General features: G+C 33.8%; 14 protein-coding genes. 8 read left to right on the plus strand and 6 right to left on the minus strand.

All coding sequences use genetic code 11. From position 1 onward, the window contains the following. Positions 1–96 precede the first annotated feature (96 nt). The 5 genes from LS64_RS10875 to LS64_RS10890 form a co-directional block, all read right to left on the minus strand. A complete protein-coding gene (locus LS64_RS10875) occupies positions 97–570 on the minus strand; it encodes a hypothetical protein (protein ID WP_034571642.1) in 474 nt (157 codons plus the stop codon). Continuing rightward, on the minus strand, positions 564–728 hold the full coding sequence (locus tag LS64_RS12575; protein WP_160659343.1) for a hypothetical protein: 165 nt from the start codon (positions 726–728) through the stop codon (positions 564–566). Before LS64_RS12575 ends, LS64_RS10875 begins: the two co-directional genes overlap by 7 nt. Before the next feature lie 11 nt (positions 729–739). After that, the gene (locus LS64_RS10880; RefSeq protein ID WP_118949315.1) at positions 740–2476 is read right to left on the minus strand and encodes a tyrosine-type recombinase/integrase; all 1737 of its coding nucleotides are present in this window, start codon (positions 2474–2476) and stop codon (positions 740–742) included. Positions 2477–2664: 188 nt separating this feature from the next. Then, positions 2665–2883, minus strand: coding sequence for a hypothetical protein (locus LS64_RS10885; RefSeq protein WP_160662263.1), 219 nt, complete (start codon positions 2881–2883; stop codon positions 2665–2667). A gap of 687 nt (positions 2884–3570) precedes the next feature. Continuing rightward, positions 3571–5340, minus strand: coding sequence for an ATP-binding protein (locus tag LS64_RS10890; RefSeq protein WP_052062685.1), 1770 nt, complete (start codon positions 5338–5340; stop codon positions 3571–3573). A 309-nt stretch (positions 5341–5649) separates the two neighbouring features. Between LS64_RS10890 and LS64_RS10895 the strand changes: the two genes are divergently transcribed. From LS64_RS10895 to secA, 6 genes are all read left to right on the plus strand, one after another. Further along, positions 5650–7413 (plus strand): M3 family oligoendopeptidase, encoded by a 1764-nt coding sequence (locus LS64_RS10895; RefSeq protein WP_034575044.1) that lies wholly within the window; start codon positions 5650–5652, stop codon positions 7411–7413. A gap of 206 nt (positions 7414–7619) precedes the next feature. Then, positions 7620–9269, plus strand: coding sequence for a hypothetical protein (locus tag LS64_RS10900; protein ID WP_052062686.1), 1650 nt, complete (start codon positions 7620–7622; stop codon positions 9267–9269). 1 nt (position 9270) lies between these two features. Continuing rightward, positions 9271–10824 (plus strand): hypothetical protein, encoded by a 1554-nt coding sequence (locus tag LS64_RS10905; RefSeq protein WP_118949317.1) that lies wholly within the window; start codon positions 9271–9273, stop codon positions 10822–10824. A 111-nt stretch (positions 10825–10935) separates the two neighbouring features. Beyond that, a complete protein-coding gene (locus LS64_RS10910) occupies positions 10936–13887 on the plus strand; it encodes a metallophosphoesterase (RefSeq protein ID WP_052062687.1) in 2952 nt (983 codons plus the stop codon). Then, positions 13871–14245, plus strand: a complete 375-nt coding sequence (locus LS64_RS10915; RefSeq protein WP_034573581.1) for a heat shock protein transcriptional repressor HspR — start codon at positions 13871–13873, stop codon at positions 14243–14245. Before LS64_RS10910 ends, LS64_RS10915 begins: the two co-directional genes overlap by 17 nt. Positions 14246–14255: 10 nt before the next feature. Beyond that, positions 14256–16862 carry a preprotein translocase subunit SecA gene (secA, locus tag LS64_RS10920; protein ID WP_034573584.1) on the plus strand — a complete coding sequence of 869 codons (2607 nt, stop codon included), beginning with the start codon at positions 14256–14258 and terminating at the stop codon, positions 16860–16862. A gap of 87 nt (positions 16863–16949) precedes the next feature. Here the strand turns inward: secA and glmM are convergent, their stop codons facing one another. Continuing rightward, positions 16950–18527 (minus strand): phosphoglucosamine mutase, encoded by a 1578-nt coding sequence (glmM, locus tag LS64_RS10925; RefSeq protein WP_081948391.1) that lies wholly within the window; start codon positions 18525–18527, stop codon positions 16950–16952. 178 nt (positions 18528–18705) lie between these two features. Here glmM and LS64_RS10930 point away from each other — a divergent pair, with 178 nt between their 5' ends. Together LS64_RS10930 and LS64_RS10935 are read left to right on the plus strand one after the other, a co-directional pair. After that, on the plus strand, positions 18706–19911 hold the full coding sequence (locus LS64_RS10930; RefSeq protein ID WP_081948392.1) for a MalY/PatB family protein: 1206 nt from the start codon (positions 18706–18708) through the stop codon (positions 19909–19911). Positions 19912–19968: 57 nt separating this feature from the next. Beyond that, the gene (locus tag LS64_RS10935; RefSeq protein ID WP_118949318.1) at positions 19969–20475 is read left to right on the plus strand and encodes a shikimate kinase; all 507 of its coding nucleotides are present in this window, start codon (positions 19969–19971) and stop codon (positions 20473–20475) included.

A 20475-nucleotide genomic window follows, 5' to 3' on the forward strand; every position in this document is an offset into this window, starting at 1 on the left:
AACTTGCTATCGTTACCCTTGCAATCCTTAATCATTCTTTGAAAATTATGCAACACAATATCACATAAGCAATTTTCTAAACATTCAATTTCATTTTTAGAAATCATTTCGCCCCCCTTGCTTTTTACCCTTAAGAATGTTATTAATTTCATTCCAAGCCTTAAATTTATCCAACTTGCTATCCTTGCTATCATTAGAATCCATTCTATACCTTGCAATGAAACCGACAAAATCCACATTGTCAAAATCTATAGAATCTAAATCGTTTTTAATAGATTCAGAATCCTGCGTAAAATCTACATTATCCAAAAGATAATCATTTATAGAATCTAGCTTCTCTAAACTAGATTCTAGCAATTCATTATCACTTACGCCCGACAACTTATCACTAAATAAATCCGCTTCCTTTTGCATTATTTCAAAACTTAGATTTATAGAATCTAGCATTTTGTCAATATGCTTTTTTAAAAACTTAGATTCATTCTTGTTTAAATCCAAACTTCCAAAATATACCTTAATGTGACCTTTTACTTGCATTTTAAAGTATTCCAACATTTCATTATTTAGCATACTACACCCTTTGTATTATTTTCACTTTCAACTTTAACATTATCTAAAGTCTTATCTATTTCATTATTTGAAATTTCTAAGTCTTTGTTAATATCATCCACTAAACTACTTAAATCTTTAAAGCTATCTAATAAGTCTTTAAAATTTTCGCTTAACATAATCCACCCCCCTAAAAGCTTAATGTATCGTTATTGATAGATTCTATATTTTGCATTTCGATTAATTCTTTTAAATTTGTAGAATCTAATCGACTTGCTACAAAATCTAACTTAAAACTATCACTTGCTACCATTTGTAACTTATTATCACTTATCGTAATAAATTGTTTTATATATCCATTCCAAAAATCCATTATTTGCTTTTTTAGTGATATTAAATCAGATTCTAAATAAGCTAATCCACTTCCATTTGTAGCATTATGACCTAAACATAATCTTAAATCCTCTATGCTAAAATTGTGTTTTTTTAAACGCATATCACTTAAAAGCGTTAAAAATGTTTTGCGTAATGAATGTGGATGCAAATTAAAGATTTTTCTAAATTGCACCGCTATAACATTACAAAAAATCTCTTGATTCTTTTTTGTAGAATATTTGATTTTAGAATCTACATTATCAACCAGCTTTTTACCACGTTCGCAACAAAAATAAGTTTTGTATAAACATTTTTCATTTAAATGAAATTGTCTCGCTACACTAAAAACAATTTTACGCACCGATTCATTATCACTTTTTAAATCTAGCAATTTCTTACATTTTCGAATAGCTAAAATTGTATTATATCTATACAATCGATTATGCGATAAATTTCTATCAAACACATATTTACTTATTTTTTGCTTATGCAAATCTTGCAAAATCTTAAAAGCTAAATCATTCAATGGTAATGTAAAATCTTTTTTTGTTTTCATTTCATTACCACTAAACCTTAAAAGTCTTTTTTCAAAATCTACATTTTTCCATTCCATTAACGCAACATTACGTACACGCAATGGTACTAAAATCATAAATTGCAAAATCTTATAAATTAAAGTATCTTGCATATTTAGCTTATTATAAAGTTTAGAATTTATTTTTTTATTAAGAATTGCTATTAATTCATTTTCACTAAGTGATGATAATTTCTTATATTCACAATTATATTTTTTATATGTTTTTTTAAAGTTTATATCTTTAAAAATATTTCTATCGATATATCTTTTTTCTTTTAAGTATTCAAATATACTTTTATTAAGAATGAATACTTTTTTAGAAAATTTGATTTTCTTTGTTATTTTGTCAAGCCACATTCTTACAAACGCTTCAGTAACATTATTACATTTCACATTTTCAAAATATGGTAGCACGTGTAGCTTAAACATTCTTTTATAATTTGCAATCGTTTCATTCCTTAAATCCTTGCTTTTTAAATACATTTCAAACGCTTCCAAAATGTGTAAATCATTTTGATTTTTTTTCATAGTAAGATAATCTTTTAAAGATAGATAGCTATCTTTGAAATCCTTGCTATCTAGCACACTTTGCATTTCTTTTACCTTTGCAATGGCAGAATCTAAATCTAAGTTAGAATCTACCTTGCAAAGTGTTATCATTTGTGTTTTCTTATCTTTTGTGAATCTATACACAATATTAGCATTTACGCATTTTTTCGAGTATTGCAATAGCAAGGATAAGCCTTTGCATTCCTTGCAACTAATAAGCTTATTGTTTAAGCTTTTATGATTTAAGGCAGATTCTAAAAATTCTACCTTGCATTCACTTGCAAAACTTGCAAACAATCCACTTTTAGCATTTTTAAGCAATCTTAGATTTTTCCTTAAGTCGCTACCATTATCCAAAATCTTAATCACAAATTCATAAGATTCAACAATATCCAACACGTCCGCTTTTGAATTAAAATTCAACATTTTCTATCCTTAAGTTTAAATTTTTGTTTTCTTTGTTTCAAAAAAACAAAAGAAACATTTAAAAGTTACTAAATGTAACATTTTTTTATTTTGTTACTAAATGTAACAATTTTCCAAAAAACGCTTTTTTTAAATGTTTCTTTTATTTTTTTGTGCTTTTTTATTTTCGCAATTTCCTATACCCATTTTTAGATAGCGCGTTTTTTTGGCGTGAGTCCGCCCTTTGCAATTTTTTCAAAGGCAACGAACAACGACACACACGCATAAGTATTTTTTTTTCTATACACCATTTTCAGTGTAGCTGCGAATTTCGTATGTATGCAGGGACTTATAAACATCGCGGTCAGCCTGTAAATGCTTAAAACCATATTATGAAAACAAAATGTAGAATCTTGCAATCCTATCAATACTTAGTTTTGATTTAAGATTAATCTAAACAAAACTATAACTTAGGCTTCCATTCCCCGTTCCGCTCCCTTTTCATTACTTATAAAACCTAGATTCTATAAATAAAACACGTGCTAGAAACGCTAAGGGACTGGCGGGCATATATCCAAAACATCACACACAACATAACTCATTTTTTTAAAAAAAGCCTTATCTTATGTATGCAAGGGACTCGCTAATTCTGTTTTGTATTTCTACAAAAGCTACGCACCCCCATATTTAAAAGTCTTATTTTTCAATATAACTTTATTTTTGAATTTATAGTATTTCACTATAGATAAAGTTATACAACACTACTACAAACCATTCTAGCAATACCTTGCAATAGCTAAATAAGCAAAAAGGCTATAAAGTTACGATTATCTTAGAATCCGCGAATTCTAAAATTTTAAGGCACTATCTTTAAAATAGCCTTTTTCAACAATGAAAAAAAAGTAAGATTTTTGAATGTGTAGAATCTAAAAGAATTTAAAATTTAAAAAACGCTTAAAACGCCCTTGTTGTCGGTATTTTGCTAACTTACAACTTTACTAACAATCCTTAATGGATTTTATATGCTTTTTTTGGCAGATTCTAATGATTTAAGAATCAATGAATTTTAAAAGTGTGTATTTTTGGATATTTTGTAAGATTATTCTATCGTTTGATTATTTTAAGTTTAGATTTTGGAGTTTTAGGGTGAAAAGAGCGCCTTTTTGTTTTGTTTTGTTTGGGTTAGATTCTATGATTTTGGAATCTAGATTCTGTGAGTTTGATTTTGTGTTTTTAGAATCTGCTTTGGAATCTAGGGGGGATTCTAAGGAAAAGGTGTGGTTTTGGGCGGAGATTTCGCCGCGTAGGTGGTTGATTACAAGTTCGCGCGACATATAAAGACCTACGCCTGTGCCGCTACTTTTGTGCTTTGTAGTGAAATATGGCTCAAAAATTTTATCGATAATATCTTCATCAATACCGCCTGCGTTATCAAAATAGTTGATTATCACATAATCTTGCGTTTTTTCCACATTGATAAAGCAGTGAAAATCGGGAGAGTTTTTTATTTTTTGTTTAGAATCTAACGCAGGATTTGTAATTTTAGATTCTATATTTTTTGTATGGATTGCTTCGCTGTCGCTCGCAATGACCCACCCCCCAGCCCCCCTCCGCAAGGGAGGGGGGCTATTAGTTTCCTTCATGCTTAAAGAATCTGCATTTTTAGATTCCACAAACGCATCCTTGCTATTACTAAAAAAAACAAAAAGCACCTGCATAAGCACATCTTTGCTACCAAAAAATAGAATCTCTTCACTTGATTCAAAATGCACAATGATATTTTGCGACTTTAGCATAGGCTTATTTAGGGCAATCGCCTCAGCAATCGCCACGCTCACATCAAACTCCTGCATACCGCTATCCATACGAAAAAAATTGCGAAAATTATCAATCGTCCCACTCATATTTTGCGCGATATTTAGGGCAAGTTTTGTCTGCTTTTCCATAGAATCTTTATTTAGCAGCCCGCGTTCAAACTTCATTTTTAGCCCCTGAATGACAAGCATCAAAGAGTTCAAGGGCTGCCGCCACTGATGTGCGATATTTTGTATCATTTCGCCCATACTTGCGAGCTTTGCTTGTGAATAAAGCAGCCTATCTTTTTGCTTTATCGTCTCAACTTGCGTATTTACTTCGTTTTGCAGATTCGCATTTAGGCGGGATAATTCCTTTGTTGCGTTATCAAAAAGCTTCTTTAAATAAGAATTTAAACGCGAAATAAACTCCAAAACCACGCCACTAAGGCTAAAAATAATGCCAAAAACAAGCAAAGTAATGCAAATTAGCATTCCTAAAGTCGCGGAGTGAAAATTATCAGTCGTAACTTTCTCTTTTAAATATATAGAAGTTTGGATATTCATAATTTTTGTAGTGATATTATTCAAATTTAATAAGTTATTTAAAACTAAATCTCTATTTTCCTTAACTATTTTTGTATTTAATATAGAATCTATTTTGTTAATAAGTTGGCTTTTTTGAAACTTTAAATCTGCGATTTCATTCGCATTTTGGCTCAAAAATAATTCTTGATATAAATCATGTAGTTGCAAAAATAAGTATTGCCCAGCTGAATCTTCGCTTTGTAAATCTTTGTATGAGTTCCATAAAATAGAACTTTTTTTATGATTAATTATAGAATCTGTAGATTCTATAGAATCTATTGTCTCAAGCAAATATTGATTTTGAAAGTCATTTAGCAGATTTGCTTCTTTTAAACTTTTTGGGAAATTATTATCAAATTCACTTTTCAAACCCTTAATACTCATATAAGCGACCAAAAATAAAATAAAAATGCCCACAGAAAAGATAAACGCAAGGAATTTTGTGTGAAAACGCAGTCGCAAATTTGTATTTGAAATATCCTTATCATCGTAAAAAACAAACATTTTTTAACCTTTATTTACGAAAAATATAACTTTTAATTTTAGAATATTACTTTTAATTTGTTGATTTTTGCTAAAGGATAAATTATGAGTAAGGCTACAAAAAGTGTTACGAAAAGTAAAGTAGATTCTAAAAAATTGCAAGAAAAGATTACTAAAAGTAACAAAAAAGATTCGCTAGCTTCTAAGAATGCGACCACTAAAGCTTTGACTTCCAAAGTAGATTCTAAAGATTCTAAAATAGATTCTAAAGATTCCAAAAAAGAAGCAAAAGCTATAGAATCTAAAACCATAAAACATAAAAAGTTAGATATTAAAGAATTAAATTTTGATTTAACTTCACTTTTTAAAAGCAATAAAGATTTAGAATCTTTTTATAAGGGCTTAGATTCTAAGTTTAGTAATTTTCAAGGTGAATATCAAGGAAAGCTTGACAAGCTAGATTCTAGCGAGTTTAATAAGGCAATGGATGAGTATGAGAATCTTTGCGAAGATATCGGGGCGATAATGACTTATGTCTTTTTAAAATTTGCGGTTGATAGCAAAGAAAATGGCGCGATTTACGCAGATTACGAGATGAAATGCAATGATTTGTATAGCAAGGTTATCTTTTTTGAGCTTGAGTTTGCGTCCTTAGATTCTAAAAAAATGCAAGATTTTATTAACAATTGTGGCAAATTTAAGTTTTTTTTAGAGAATCTGCGTGATAATAAAAAGCATAAATTGAGTTTGAAAGAAGAGCAAATTATCCTTAGTTTATCGCCTGTTGGCGTGGAAGCTTTCTCGCGGCTTTTTGATGAAAGCCTTGCAAATATGCGATTTAAGGGCGTTGAGAGCGATAGCGATGGCGTAATTAAAAAGATAAATGAAGAGGAAATCCTTGCACTTTTGCATTCAAAATTTCGCAAAACTCGCAAAAAGGCACAGAAAAACTTTACAAAAGGGCTTTACAAAAATACACACTTGCTAACCTACATCTTAAATATGGTGCGTAAAAATGTAGCAATTATGCAAAAATTACGCAAATATGAGCGTCCTGAGAGCTTTCGACACATTTCAAATCAAACGACACAAGAGAGCGTAGATTCTATGATTGAATGTGTGAATAAAAATATGGATTTGGTGCATAATTATTATCGTGTAAAGGGCGAGATTTTGGGCTTTCCGCTTAAAGATTTTGATAGATATGCACCCTTAGGTTTTGCTAAAAAAGATACTAAAATGAGTTTTGCTGACGCTTTGAATAACACGTTGGAATCTTTTGCAAAATTTAGCCCTAGATTCTATGAAATCGCTTTGAGAGCCGCACAAAATGGCTGGGTAGATTCTCACCCTAAACCTGCAAAGCGGGGCGGGGCGTTTTCGCATGGATGTGTGCCGCGAAGTCACCCTTATGTGTTACTAAACTACACAGGCAATCGCCGTGATGCCTTTACTATCGCCCATGAATTTGGTCATGCGATACACCAAGAGCTAAGCAAGATTCAAGGGACTTTAAACCATGATACGCCACTTACGACTGCGGAAACAGCGAGTGTTTTTGCGGAAATGTTACTTTTTCACTCAATGAAAAAAAGTTTGGGTCGCAAAGAGTTGCTTGATATTTACGCAGGGAAAATCGAGGATATTTTTTCTACGATGTTTAGGCAAATTGTAATGACAAATTTTGAGCGGCAGATTCACGCTGTTGAGGGCGAAATGAAAACAGAAGATTTTGATAGAATCTGGCTAGAGGAAAATAAAAAAATGTTTGGTCGCTCGGTCGAATTAACGAAAAATTACGCGCGCTGGTGGAGCTACATCCCACACTTTATCCACTCGCCATTTTACTGCTATGCGTATAGCTATGGGCAGCTTTTGGTGTTGGCACTTTTTGGACTTTATAAAAGTAGCGAAAATAAAGAGCAATTTATCGCCACATATATCGACTTTTTATCCGCTGGAGGTAGCCAAAGCCCACGCGATTTAATACTAAAATTTGGCTTTGATGTGAATAAACCTGAATTTTGGAACATCGGCATAAAAGAGGTCAAAACCCTACTAAAAGAATTTGAAAAGTTGCTAAATGCGAATTAGAAATATAAAGTATAGAATCTAAAACTTAAACAAGATTCTATAAATTACCTCACTTTAAATATCAAAATAATAAAATAAATAAAATTAGTTACTTTTTGTTACATCAAATGTTAAATTTTTCAATAAAAATCCTAAAAATATGTTTTTTTTTTTTTGTCTAAAACTATGTTAGAATGCTTACAATTTTAAAAGACAAAAGGGCAAATATGCAAACAAGTAGCGAGTTTATTTTGGAAAATATTAAAAGTATATTTGAAAACAACAAAAATATATTTGTAACGCCAAATATACCCGATAAGAAAATCAATAATGTTATAAAGGCATTTAAGATTGATAATTATAAAAATATCGTGGCGATTTATGATAATACGATATTTGGTGCGGCGGATGAGGGCATTGCCTTTTTGGGTGAAAAAATGGTGCTAAAAAGCGATACTACAAGCCCAAAAGAGATTTTATACAGCGATATAGACAAGCTAGAGTATGAATGCAAGGAGATAGAAACAAAGCCCGGTAAGATAGAAAAACAAGAAAAACTTTTCTTTATAAATAAAAATGGCGAGAAAAGTGATATAAGCTACTGCTTAATTGCTAGTAATTATAAGCATTTAGAATCTTTTATAAACAAAATGTTAGAATCTTGCTCTAGCTTTAAAAATGAAGATTTGCTAAAGCCACTAGAAGAAATGAGCCAAAGTTTCAAAGAAGCGTATATAAAAATTGTGATAAATATGGCATATAGCGATGATGATAAAATAGATTCTAAAGAGCAGGCTGAAATATTTTACTTAATGAGTAAGATTAATCTAGACCAAGAAACGCGTATGAATGTGCGTGAATATTTAGTAAGTGTTAATAAAGATTCTATGAATAATATAAAAGATTTACTTGAGATTTTAAAGCAGGAAGCCGAGCCTAGCGTGTATAAATCTTATATGATTTCTTTAACAAAAGAATTAGTGAATCTGCATTATGCTACAAAGCTAGATTCTAATGCTAGTGAGTTTGACTTTATCACAGCAGAGATTCCCTTTGTAAAGCAGTATCAAGAGCTTTTTGGTGTAAGTGATGAGCAGTTAAGGTTTATATGTGAGAGTTTGCAAAATGACTATAAATTGCTAAATAATGATATAGAAGATTCTCAAATGAAGCAAATGATGAAAGATACCGCTGCAAAGGCTGCTGGGATAGGAGTGCCACTTGGAGCGGTGTATTTATCGGGGTCTGTTGCTGGGCTGTCTGCGGCTGGTATGACTTCTGGTTTAGCGGCACTTGGTATGGGTGGTATTTTGGGCTTTTCTGCTATGGCGACAGGTATAGGGACTGTAGTATTAATAGGTGTTGTTGCGTATCAAGGTGTGAAATTTTTAACAAGTGATAATTCTTTAAGCAAATATAAAGTAAGAGAGCTTATGTTGCATGAGATTCTAAAACAAAATCAAAAGACAATCTCACAAGTAATAGGCGATATAAATTATTTGGTAGAAAAGCTAAATAATGTGATTATAGAATCTAATAAGAAAGGAGAGGCTTTATCCATTAAAGAAGCACAAATAAAAAAATTAGTAAGCATGATGGTGCAGTATCAAGGAGCATTAGATGCTATAAATGGTAAAAATGCTAGATTGCAAAGTATGGAAGCAAGATTACACGTTCCAAAAACCCTTGATGAATCAAAACTTAAAAAACTAACAAGTGAAGCTATGAAAGCTCAATATTACGACATAGTTATGCAAAATTATACAGAAATAACAAATGATGATAAAAAAGAATACGCCCTAAAAACTAACCTAAACGCCGAAACGCTAGAAACACTAGCAAATATACTAAAAGTAATAGGCTATATAAAGGCGTAAAATGGATGATAAAAACTTAAAAGATATAGGAAATGCCGCCCTTTTACAAAAGCATCAAATGGATAGTGCTGAAAATAAAATCGCTGAAATAAACCTAAAAATAAAAGAGATAGAATCTGCACAAAGCGACTTTGATAAGCGAATGGAAAATATGGATTCTATGTTAGAAAATGCCCTAGCTAGTATGGATACTATGCTAGATTCTATAAATTCTAAGCTCGATATAGAATCTATTTCGCAAGATTCTATAAAAAACTATGAAGAGCAAATATATAAGCAACTAGATTCTATAAAAGTAGAGCCAACAAAGCAAATTAGCACACTTGAGACATTAGATTCCATAGATTTTAATGGTAGCTGGGAAGAGTATTTAGAATCTATGAACGCTTATGCAAATAAACATAATATAGATTTAAAACAAGACCCCTTTAAAAATCTAATGAGTAAAAGCCAAGAGATAGAACTACGCAAATGGATAGAGCAAGATTTTACATATAAAAATGCAAAATGTGATATTTATGACTATATGATAGCGGTGACTTGCGGGGCAATTGGCGGGATTATTGATGTGTGTTTTGTTGGGATACCAGGAGATTCTAAGTTAGGGAATATTACTGATAGTTTCGCTAATAGTGTAACTGAAAAATTCGCACAACTTTGTGGTTGGGATAAAGAAAAAGCACTAGCAAGGGGAAGCGATACGACAAAAAGTGCAATAGGATTTTTAGAATCTAAATTTAAAATAAACTACGACCAAACTACAACTAATGGCAAAAAAGGCACAGATGGAAAAATAAAAAATCTTAGTATGAAAAATCACCATTTAAAAAGCTTAGGACACAGCCCTGATATAATCGGTTTGTTTTTTTCTATACTAAATCAATTTACTAGCACTTCTAGCTTTATTAATGAAGGGCAAATTATCACTATTGATACTGAATCTTTTGAGCTACAAGGTGGTAATTTTATAGCTAAAATCATTAGTGGATTTATAAATTGGCTAGGGCATTTAATGAGCGATTGGGCTGGTAGTAGTGGTGGTATTAGTCGTGGTAGTGGTATTCCTATGCCTTTTTATAATCTTTTTCAACTTTGTGATTTTGGTAGTTTTGGCAAAGATAGACAGACCTTTGCGGTAGTAACAACTAAGGTATTTGAGCAAGGCTATGATTTTAGACACGCACTAGCTATGGCTATCCCTGTGGCAGTTAGCGAAATCTTAGTGCGGATTATGTTTGTATTAAAATCTAGATTCTATCATAGGAAAGAGTGGAGTGAGTGCAAACCAAATGAAAATATCCCAGAAATGCGTAGGATGCTTTGCGTAGCCCATGGCTCATTATGTTTAATCGATGGCATTGATGCGGGAGTGCGTAGTGGTGGGAATGCGATTGCGTTTTTAGCTCGCATAAATTTACTAGGCTTTGCTAGATTCTCACATCTGGCATTAAAAGAAGTAAAAGCGTGGTATTTAAGCGGACAAATGGATATAGAAAAAGTTGATAGCTATTTAGACAACGAATTTAAGGCAATGCAAATGAGTTTAAAATATTAGATTCTATATTTTTATCAAAAACTTTACAAAAGTTTAGTGTGTTTTGTTAAGATTGTTTAGTTTTGTGATATAATTTTGGTTTTTGAATGTAAGATATAGGATTTTTGGGTTATGAGATACTTGCTGCTGACGCGTGGGATGCCTTTTTGTGGGAAAAGTGAATGGATTGCAAAGCATAATTTGCAAGACTACACGCTTAGTTTGCTTGATTTTAAAAGGCTTTTGGTCGCGCCTAGTTTGAGTGAGAGTGGGCGGCTTTTTATGGATTTTAGCGGGTGTGAAAAAGCGGCGTTTGCTATGCTTTTTTCTGCACTAGAATCGCGTATGTCGCGTGGTGAGTTTATCGTTATTAAGGATAATCACATTTCAAAATCCTACTTTAGCAATTATAAAGAAATCGCAAAAACTTATAATTATAGAATCTTGATTGTGGATTTTAGCGATGTTGGTTTAGATGAAATAAAAAAAAGGAATGCTTATTTTAGTGGGGTTTTAGATTCTAAACATTTGACTTCTAAAGGTAATTTTAGATTCTATGAAAATACTGAATCTAAGAATAAAGATTCTAAAAAGTTAGAGATTATGGAATCTAATATGCAAAATTCGCATTCGCACTTTTTGTCTCAATCTATTCCCACCCATCCACCCTTTTGTAAGATTAATACAAAAAGCGCGAATGCGAATTTTGCTAACAACGTCAATGAAAATATAGAATCTAGATTCTATGAAAATGCTGAATCTAAGAACGTAGAAAATCAAAATAAGAAAGATTCTATAGATTCTAAATCGCAAAATTCGCAGTTGCGAGATTCATATCAATCTATTCCCGCCCGACCACCCATTTGTAAGACTGAAATGAATCTCTCAACTGCGAATTTTGCTGACAACGTCAATGAAAATATAGAATCTAGATTCTATGAAAGTAATGAAATTGATAATTTGGATTCTAAAAACAACGAAAATTCGCAGGATAATTTTCCTTTAGATTCAATGTCCCGCCCATTCCCACCCACTGAAAATTTAAAGGAAAATTATCCTGCGAATTTTGCTAACGCACAAGATTCTATAGAATCTAAGAATAAAGATTCTAAAAACAACCAAACGCACGTAGAAAACGAAAAAAATATAGAATCTACCCACGAAAAAGTCTATACAAACGATGAGCTTGACGCGCTATATGACGAGTTAAAAAATGGGGAGATTCCTATAAAGTGCGATGTGATTGCCCCAGATGAAGTTACAAAAATGCTAACTCTTGAGCCAAAAAGTTTAAATGGCTACAAAGTGATACATCATATCGGCGATATTCAAGGCTCTTTTGCGGTGCTAAAAAAATATATTCAAAAGATAAAAGATAACGAATTTTATATCTTTTTGGGTGATTATATTGACAGGGGGTTTCAAAATTACGAAGTTTTACGCTTTTTAATTAGCATTATGGATAAAAAAAATGTCGTGCTTTTGGAAGGAAATCACGAAAAATGGCTAAATGACTGGGCGAATAATCGCGATATTGATAGCCGTGAGTTTCGCCTTAATACGCAAGTGGAGCTTGAGAGCAAGGGCTTTAGCAAGGCGGATGCGAAGCGATTTTATAATAAATTACTGCCTTTTTTCTTTTATAGATTCCATGATAAACGCATCCTTTGCACGCACGGCGGACTTTCAAATATGCCGCGACACCTGCTTTTGCTTAGTGCTAATCAGTGCATACACGGCGTTGGCGGCTATCTTAATACTAATGCTGTGGCGGCTAGTTTTAGCAAAAATACGCCAAAAAACTATTATCAATTTTTCGGTCATCGTAATAAAAGTGAGCTGCCCATTCGCATTCATGAGCGAAATTTTATTATGGAATCTAAAGTCGAGTTTGGCGGCTTTTTACGCATTGTGCAGCTTTCTCAAAATGGCTTTAAGGATTGCAGTCTTAGAAATGCGATTTTTGTTAGCAAGGAGCAAAAGGATAGCAAAGTCGCGGTGCAAAAATACTTTGATAGCCTTGAAAAGCACAATACGCGCGTGACTTTCAGCCGCTTTAAAAATATGGCTTTGGTTAGCTATCCTGCTAAGATTAGTAGCGATGTTATTGCTTCAGCGTTTGGCTTTAGCCCTTGCGTTGTGGATGAAAAGGAGTGGGCGATTGTGGCACGTGGCTTTAGTTTTTCGCTTGATTTTAATAAAAAGTTTGCCCTTGATTTAAATTCTTATTTAGATTCTATAAAACTGCCGCTTAGAATCTATTCTAGGACGCGTGGGATTCCTGCGTTTATTAGCTATTATAAGGGGGAGTTTTTTTACTTTTTAGATTCTATATTGCAGCAGAATTTGCCTTTATTTTTGCAACAAAAAAGTGCTAAAAAGGCATTAGGTGAGTTATTAAAAAAGGGGAATTTTACGCTTCATTTTGTATTAGATTCTAAGAATAGCTTTATTTTGCAAGATGTGTTTTGTAACGCTTCTAGTCTGCCGCAGTTTGAGCTAGTTGAGAGCGTTGCTAGGGTGCTAAATGTGGCGTATAATGAGTGCGTTTTTATGTTTGAATCTTTGGGTGAATATAAGGATTTTTTAAAGACTTTAAGGGCGTTTAATGCGGATTTATCAAAGAGTTTAGATTTAGATTCTATGCAATCTTTAGAATCTAATTTTTTAGAATCTAAGCTACCAAAAAGCACAAATAGCATTATTTTAAATGAGTATAAATTCTCTCCATTAATTGCCTTTGATAATGTGGGTGGCTTTACTACTTTGCCGATGTGCCTAAATAGCGAGTGTAACGCGCTTTTACAAATGATAAAAATATGGAAATTGCAAGGGGAAATTAGCAAATTGCAATGGATAAATAATGCTTTTAGAGAACGTTTCTTTGCGTGGTTTGTGCCTTTTTCAAATGAAAATGAGTGGAAAAACATACCAAATGAATGGATAATAAATAAATTTTTGGAAAGTATAGAATCTAGATTCTATAAAAACACTGAATCTAAGCACGATTTTACTACGCAAAGTCTTGCAATGATAACAAATATAGAATCTAAAAAAGGAGAATATTATGGAAGCAAGTTATGATGAGCCTGTGTATCTAATTAGCGTTGTGGCTAAGATTCTAGATATTCACCCGCAGACTTTAAGGCAGTATGAAAAAGAAGGCTTAATTGAGCCATCACGCACGGATGGGAAAATGCGGCTTTATTCGCAAAGAGATATGGATAAAATAAAGACGATACTAAAGCTAACGCGTGATTTGGGTGTGAATTTGGCTGGTGTGGATATTATTTTGCGGTTAAAAGAGCGAATGGATGAGCTAGATTCTAACATTAATGACTTAAGGGCAAATGTGAAAACGCAAACGCACACAAGCAAAAGCGGCGATTTAACGATAGTTAGTAGCAGTTATGAAATCGTGCTACATAATAAGAAAAAATAAAGGAGCAAAAATGATAACAGCCATAATGGGAAAAATCTTTGGCACGAAAAATGACAAGGTTTTAAAGCAATATAGAAATCGCGTTGCTAGAATTAATGCAATGGAATTTGACTTAGAAAAAAAAAGTGATTTAGATTTACAAAATAGAATGAATGAAATAAAAGATGAAATTGCTAAAAAAATGGAATCTTTAGATAGTAAAGAGTTAGGACTTGAGATTCTAAACACTTTGCTTGATAATAACTTAGAAGAAGTTTTCGCCCTTACACGTGAAGCGAGTAAAAGAGTGCTAAATATGCGGCATTTTGACGTGCAATTAATCGGTGGTATGGCATTACATGATGGCAAGATTGCCGAGATGAAAACAGGAGAGGGCAAGACTTTAGTTGCGACTTTGCCTGTGATTTTAAACGCACTAAGTGGGAAAAGTGTGCATGTGGTAACCGTGAATGATTACTTGGCTAGGCGAGATTCTAACACTATGGCGCCACTTTATAACTTTTTTGGCTTTAGCGTTGGCGTGGTTACAAGCGGACTGCAAGATGATGTTGAGCGACTAAATATTTATAGCAATAATATCGTGTATGGCACAAATAACGAATATGGCTTTGATTACTTGCGAGATAATATGAAGTATAATTTAGAGCAGAAAGTGCAGAAACATCACTTTTTTGCAATTATTGATGAAGTAGATTCTATATTGATTGATGAGGCAAGGACGCCGCTAATAATCTCAGGTCCTGTGAATAAAAAAATGGAAAATTATCAAATAGCAGATTCTGTCGCTAAAGCCTTAAAAAGCCCACAAGATTTTACAATCGATGAAAAAAATCGAGTGATTTTAACTACTGAAGATGGCATCAAAAAGGCGGAAAAACTTTTTAAGGTTGAGAATCTTTATGCTATTGAAAATGCGTCACTTAGCCATCATTTAGACCAAGCCTTAAAAGCAAATTATTTATTTGTAAAAGATAAAGATTATGTCGTGCAAAATGGCGAAGTTGTGATTGTGGATGAATTTACAGGGCGATTAAGTGAAGGGCGGCGATTTAGCGAAGGGCTGCATCAAGCCTTAGAAGCAAAAGAGGGCGTAAATATTAAAGAAGAGAGCCAGACTTTAGCGGATATTACATTTCAAAACTATTTTAGGCTTTATGATAAACTAGGCGGGATGACAGGGACTGCGCAAACTGAAGCGACTGAATTTTTAGAGATTTATAAGCTAGAAGTTGTTAGCATTCCTACAAATCTGCCTGTGGCTAGAAAGGATTTAAACGACTTAATTTATAAAAGTGAGATTGAGAAATTTAACGCTGTGATTAATAAAATCGTAGAATTACACAAAATAGGACAGCCTGTTTTGGTAGGAACGGCAAGTATTGAAAAAAGTGAAAAATTACACGAACTTTTAAAAAAAGCTAGGATTCCGCATAATGTTTTGAATGCAAAACAGCATGAAAAAGAAGCCGAAATAATAAAAAATGCAGGTCTAAAGGGCGCAGTAACGATTGCTACAAATATGGCAGGACGTGGCGTGGATATAAAAATCGATGATGAAGTAAAGGCTTTGGGCGGATTATATATCATAGGCACTGAAAGGCATGAGTCAAGGCGAATTGATAATCAATTGCGTGGTAGGGCTGGGCGGCAAGGAGACCCGGGCACATCGCAGTTTTATCTTAGTTTAGAAGATTCACTGCTTAGAATCTTTGGTAGCGATAGGCTAAAAGGAATTATGGGAAAACTAGGTTTAAAAGATGGCGAAAGTATAGAGTCTTCTATGATTACAAAAAGTGTGGAAAAAGCGCAAAAGAAAGTGGAATCTATGCACTTTGAATCGCGAAAACATTTGCTAGAATATGATGATGTAAGCAATGAGCAACGAAAAGTCATATATAGATTCCGTAACGAATTGTTACAAAAAGACTTTGAAATGCAAGAGCGAATAGATGAAAATAGAATCTTAAGCGTGCAAAGTCTGCTAGAAAAGCATGATATTATGCCACATGATGTAAGTGAAAATTATAACTTAGAATCTTTGTGTGCGGGGCTTAAAGAAGAGTATTTGCTAGAGCTAGATTCTAAAGCGTTGGCTGGTAAAACTTACGATGAAATTAGCGAAGTGATTATAGAATCTTTGGCAGCGAAATATGATGAAAAGTTTTCGCACACAGATTCTAAAATGCGAAATGAGCTAGAGCGAATAATTTATTTGCAAGTCGTGGATAATGCGTGGCGTGAGCATCTTTACTCAATTGACCATTTGAAAACAGGTATTTCGTTGCGTGGATATAATCAAAAAGACCCGCTTGTGGAATATAAAAAGGAAAGCTATAATTTATTTTTGGAATTAATAGAAAATATTAAGATTGAAGCCTATAGAACGCTGCAAATTATTCAGTTTGCGTCTCAAGATGTATCACGTGAAGAAGATAAGATTCTAAACGAATTAGAGAGCGAAAATGAGAATCTAGTATTAAATTATGCAAATTTAGAAGATGAAATCGCTGATAAAAAACCAGCGCGTAATGATATGTGCCCTTGCGGTAGTGGTAAAAAATACAAAAACTGCCATGGCAAAAGCGGACCAAAACGCGGAATGCTAGCGAAAAACTAATGGAATTTTATAAATAATTTTAAAGATAGAATCTAAAAACAGATTCTTATTTTTACATCTATTTTAAAAAGTTTCGTTATTTAAGCATTAACCTTTCAAATTGCTGGCGAAAATATCGTGGAGTTTGTCGTTGTAAATTTCAAGTGTGTCGGGATTGCTGCCCTCTAGCAAGATTCTAAGCTTATTTTCCGTGCCTGAATAGCGGATTAAATGGCGGATATTTTTAGAATCTAGCTCGGCTAAAATCTTATCCAAACCATCGATTTTTTCAAGTGGAATCTTTTCGCCCACGGCGATATTGCTTTGCTTTTGCGGGGCTAGCTCAAATGGATTCAAAATCTCCTCGCTACTTTTAGCACTCGTCACCATAAGTGCTAAAACTTGCAGTGCAGAGACTAAACCATCGCCTGTTTTTGCAAACTGCGAAAAAATAATATGCCCACTTTGCTCCCCGCCAAAAATAAAGCCGTGTTTTTGCATTTCTTGCAGGACGAATTTATCGCCCACGCCGCATCTTTTTAGCTCGATTTTATGCTTTTTTAAGAAGTTTTCAAGGGCGATATTACTCATCAAAGTCGCGATAATTCCATTATTTTTCAAGGCATTTTGACTTTTTTGATACAACGCCAAAGCCCCGATTAGTTTATCGCCATCCACGATATTTCCAGCATTATCAACCACCACAAGCCTATCAGCATCGCCATCCAAGGCAAATCCCACATCCGCGCGAAGTCGCCGCACCTCTGCAGCCAAAACGTTAGGATACATAGCACCACAAGACTCATTAATATTATAGCCATTAGGCTCAACGTTTAGCACAATCACATCCGCACCAAGCTCACGAAAAATGCTAGGACCTACGCGATACGCCGCACCATTCGCACAATCTAGCACGATTCTAATGCCCTGAAGCGATAAATGCTTAGGAAAACTATTCTTAATATGCACGATATAACGCCCGATAACATCGTCAATTCGCTTACTTGAGCCGATATTTTTATCCGTTTTAAAGCAGTTTATAGAATCTAAATTGTGATAAATCTTCTCAATCTTTAGCTCCTTAGACTCATCTAACTTAAAGCCAAAGGAGTCAAAAAACTTGATTCCATTATCATAATATGGATTATGACTAGCAGAAATCATAATGCCCGCATCGCACCGCATATCCTCAGTCAAAAACGCAATCGCAGGAGTGGGCATAGGACCGATTTGAATCACATCAATGCCAACGGATGTAAGCCCGCTCACAAGGGCATTTTCAACCATATAGCCGCTTTTTCGCGTATCTTTTCCTACCAGAATCTTATTATAATAAGAATCCTTTTTGCGTATATTTTGGGAAATATTTTGTAAGGTATTTTGAGAATCTTTTTGCGTGTTTTTATGTGAATCTTTAGAATCTTTTCGCGTTTCTTTTAAGTTTTTTTGCGATGAATTTTTAGAATCTTGCAAATTTCTAGCCACATTTTTAGAATCTTGTGCGTTTTTACTAGAATCTTTAGAATTTTGCGACCCATTTTGCCACTCATTTTTAGAATCTTTTTTCGCATTTTGCCACTCATTTTGAAAATAAATCCCCGCTGCAATGCCTAGATTCAAAGCAACTTTCGCGGTAATATCAACCCCAGCTCTTCCCCTCACGCCATCTGTGCCAAAAATTTTCATAACTTTCCTTTGTTTAGAATCTAAGCTAAGAATTATAGCTTAAAATATAGAATCTACATTTTAGAAACTAAAGCATAAAAACTAATTTTAAATCATATAATTCATTTTAGATTTTATACAAACAATATTTTTTACTTTGTGATAGAATCTAGATTCTAAAACTAACAAAGGGTAGGAAATGTATGATTTTTCAAGTGTGGTAAATAGGCGGTTTGGTGAAAATGCACTGCAAGATTCTAAGGACATTTCGCCGAATTTCTCACTTAAATGGAATGTTGGGAAAGATGAGCTGCCTGCGTGGGTGGCGGATATGGATTTTAAAATCGCACCTGAGATTACGCAAGGGTTGCAAGAGTTGGTAAATCATGGAATCTTCGGCTACAGCGTCATTCCAAGCGAATATTATGAAAGCATTATTAGCTGGTGGGAGCGGCGATATAATCTTAAAATGGACAAAAAAAGTCTAATTTTTGCCTGTGGGGTCGTCCCTGCGATTGCTAGCATAATCCGGGCTAAAAGCAAAAAGGGCGATAAGATTCTAATCCAGCCGCCTGTGTATCATGTGTTTTCGCGTGTGATAAAGGAAAATGGGCGTCAAATCGCGGAAAATCCGCTTGTGTATAGTGACGGAAAATATAGCATTGATTTTGCTGATTTAGATTCTAAACTGCGTGATTCTAGCACGAAAATCATGCTACTTTGCAATCCGCATAATCCAAGCGGGAATGTGTGGAGTGCGGACGAACTGCGTGAAATAGGGCGTTTGTGCCATAAGCATGGCGTGCTTGTTATTAGCGATGAGATTCACTGCGATATTACTTTTGGGGTGCGATACACGCCATTTGCAAGCGTTAATGCGACTTGCCGCGACATTAGCGTTAGCACTTTTAGCCCTAGCAAGAGCTTTAATGTGGCTGATTTGCACACGGCTTTTGTGATGGTGGATAATGAGAGTTTGCGCCGTGAGCTGCGGCATTGCTTTGCGGTGGAGTATGTGAATAATCCTAATGCTTTTGGGCTAAAAGCAAGTATTCTAGCGTATAGTAAGGGCGAAGCTTGGCTAGATTCACTATTACAAATTTTGCAAGAAAATAGGAAAATAGTTAGTGATTTTATAGCTAGTGAAATTAAAGAGTTATATGTTGTCCCGCAAGATTCTACATATTTAATGTGGATAGATTGCTCTAAAATTACAGATAATACAGATAGTTTTTGTGAATCTTTAAGGAAAAATACAGGGCTTTATGTCTCGTGTGGCTCGCAGTTTGGTGGGAATGGAGCTAAGTTTTTCCGCCTTAATATCGCTACGCCAAAAACGACTTTAATGGATATTTTAGGGCGACTTAAAAATGGGGTTAGAATCTATTTAGATTCTAAAGATTAACCTTTATTTGAATAAACTTTATAGAATCTTATTGAAATTTTCAAGGATATTTAAAAAATGATAGATAAAAACATCGTGCTTATCGGCTTTATGGGCAGTGGGAAAAGCTCTATTGCTAAAAAGTTATCGCAGATTCTAAATAAAGAGTGGATTGATAGCGACAGCCACATTGAAATGAGCCAAAATCAAAGCATTCCTAGCATTTTTGCCACGTTTGGTGAAAGCCATTTCCGCGCTCTAGAATCTAATTTTATAGAATCTTTTAGTAACAAAAGTGGCTACATTATCGCAACCGGCGGGGGTTTGCCTATCTTTAATGATACCAAAAATCTAGGATTTAGATTCTATTTGAAAAGTGATTTTCACATACTAGCAAGTCGCATTCAAGATGATAAAAAAAATACTCGTCCGCTATTTAGCGACTTACAAGCCGCTCACAAGCTTTTTAAAGAGCGCGAAAAAATCTATGAAATGCAAAGCGATGCAATTATCAATGCAAATCAAAATTTAGATTCTGTGATTGCAGAAATTTTGGCGATTTTGCGTAAATTTGAAACAAATTAA

It is taken from the genome of Helicobacter saguini (assembly GCF_000762875.2).
GTDB classification, from domain to species: Bacteria; Campylobacterota; Campylobacteria; order Campylobacterales; family Helicobacteraceae; genus Helicobacter_A; species Helicobacter_A saguini.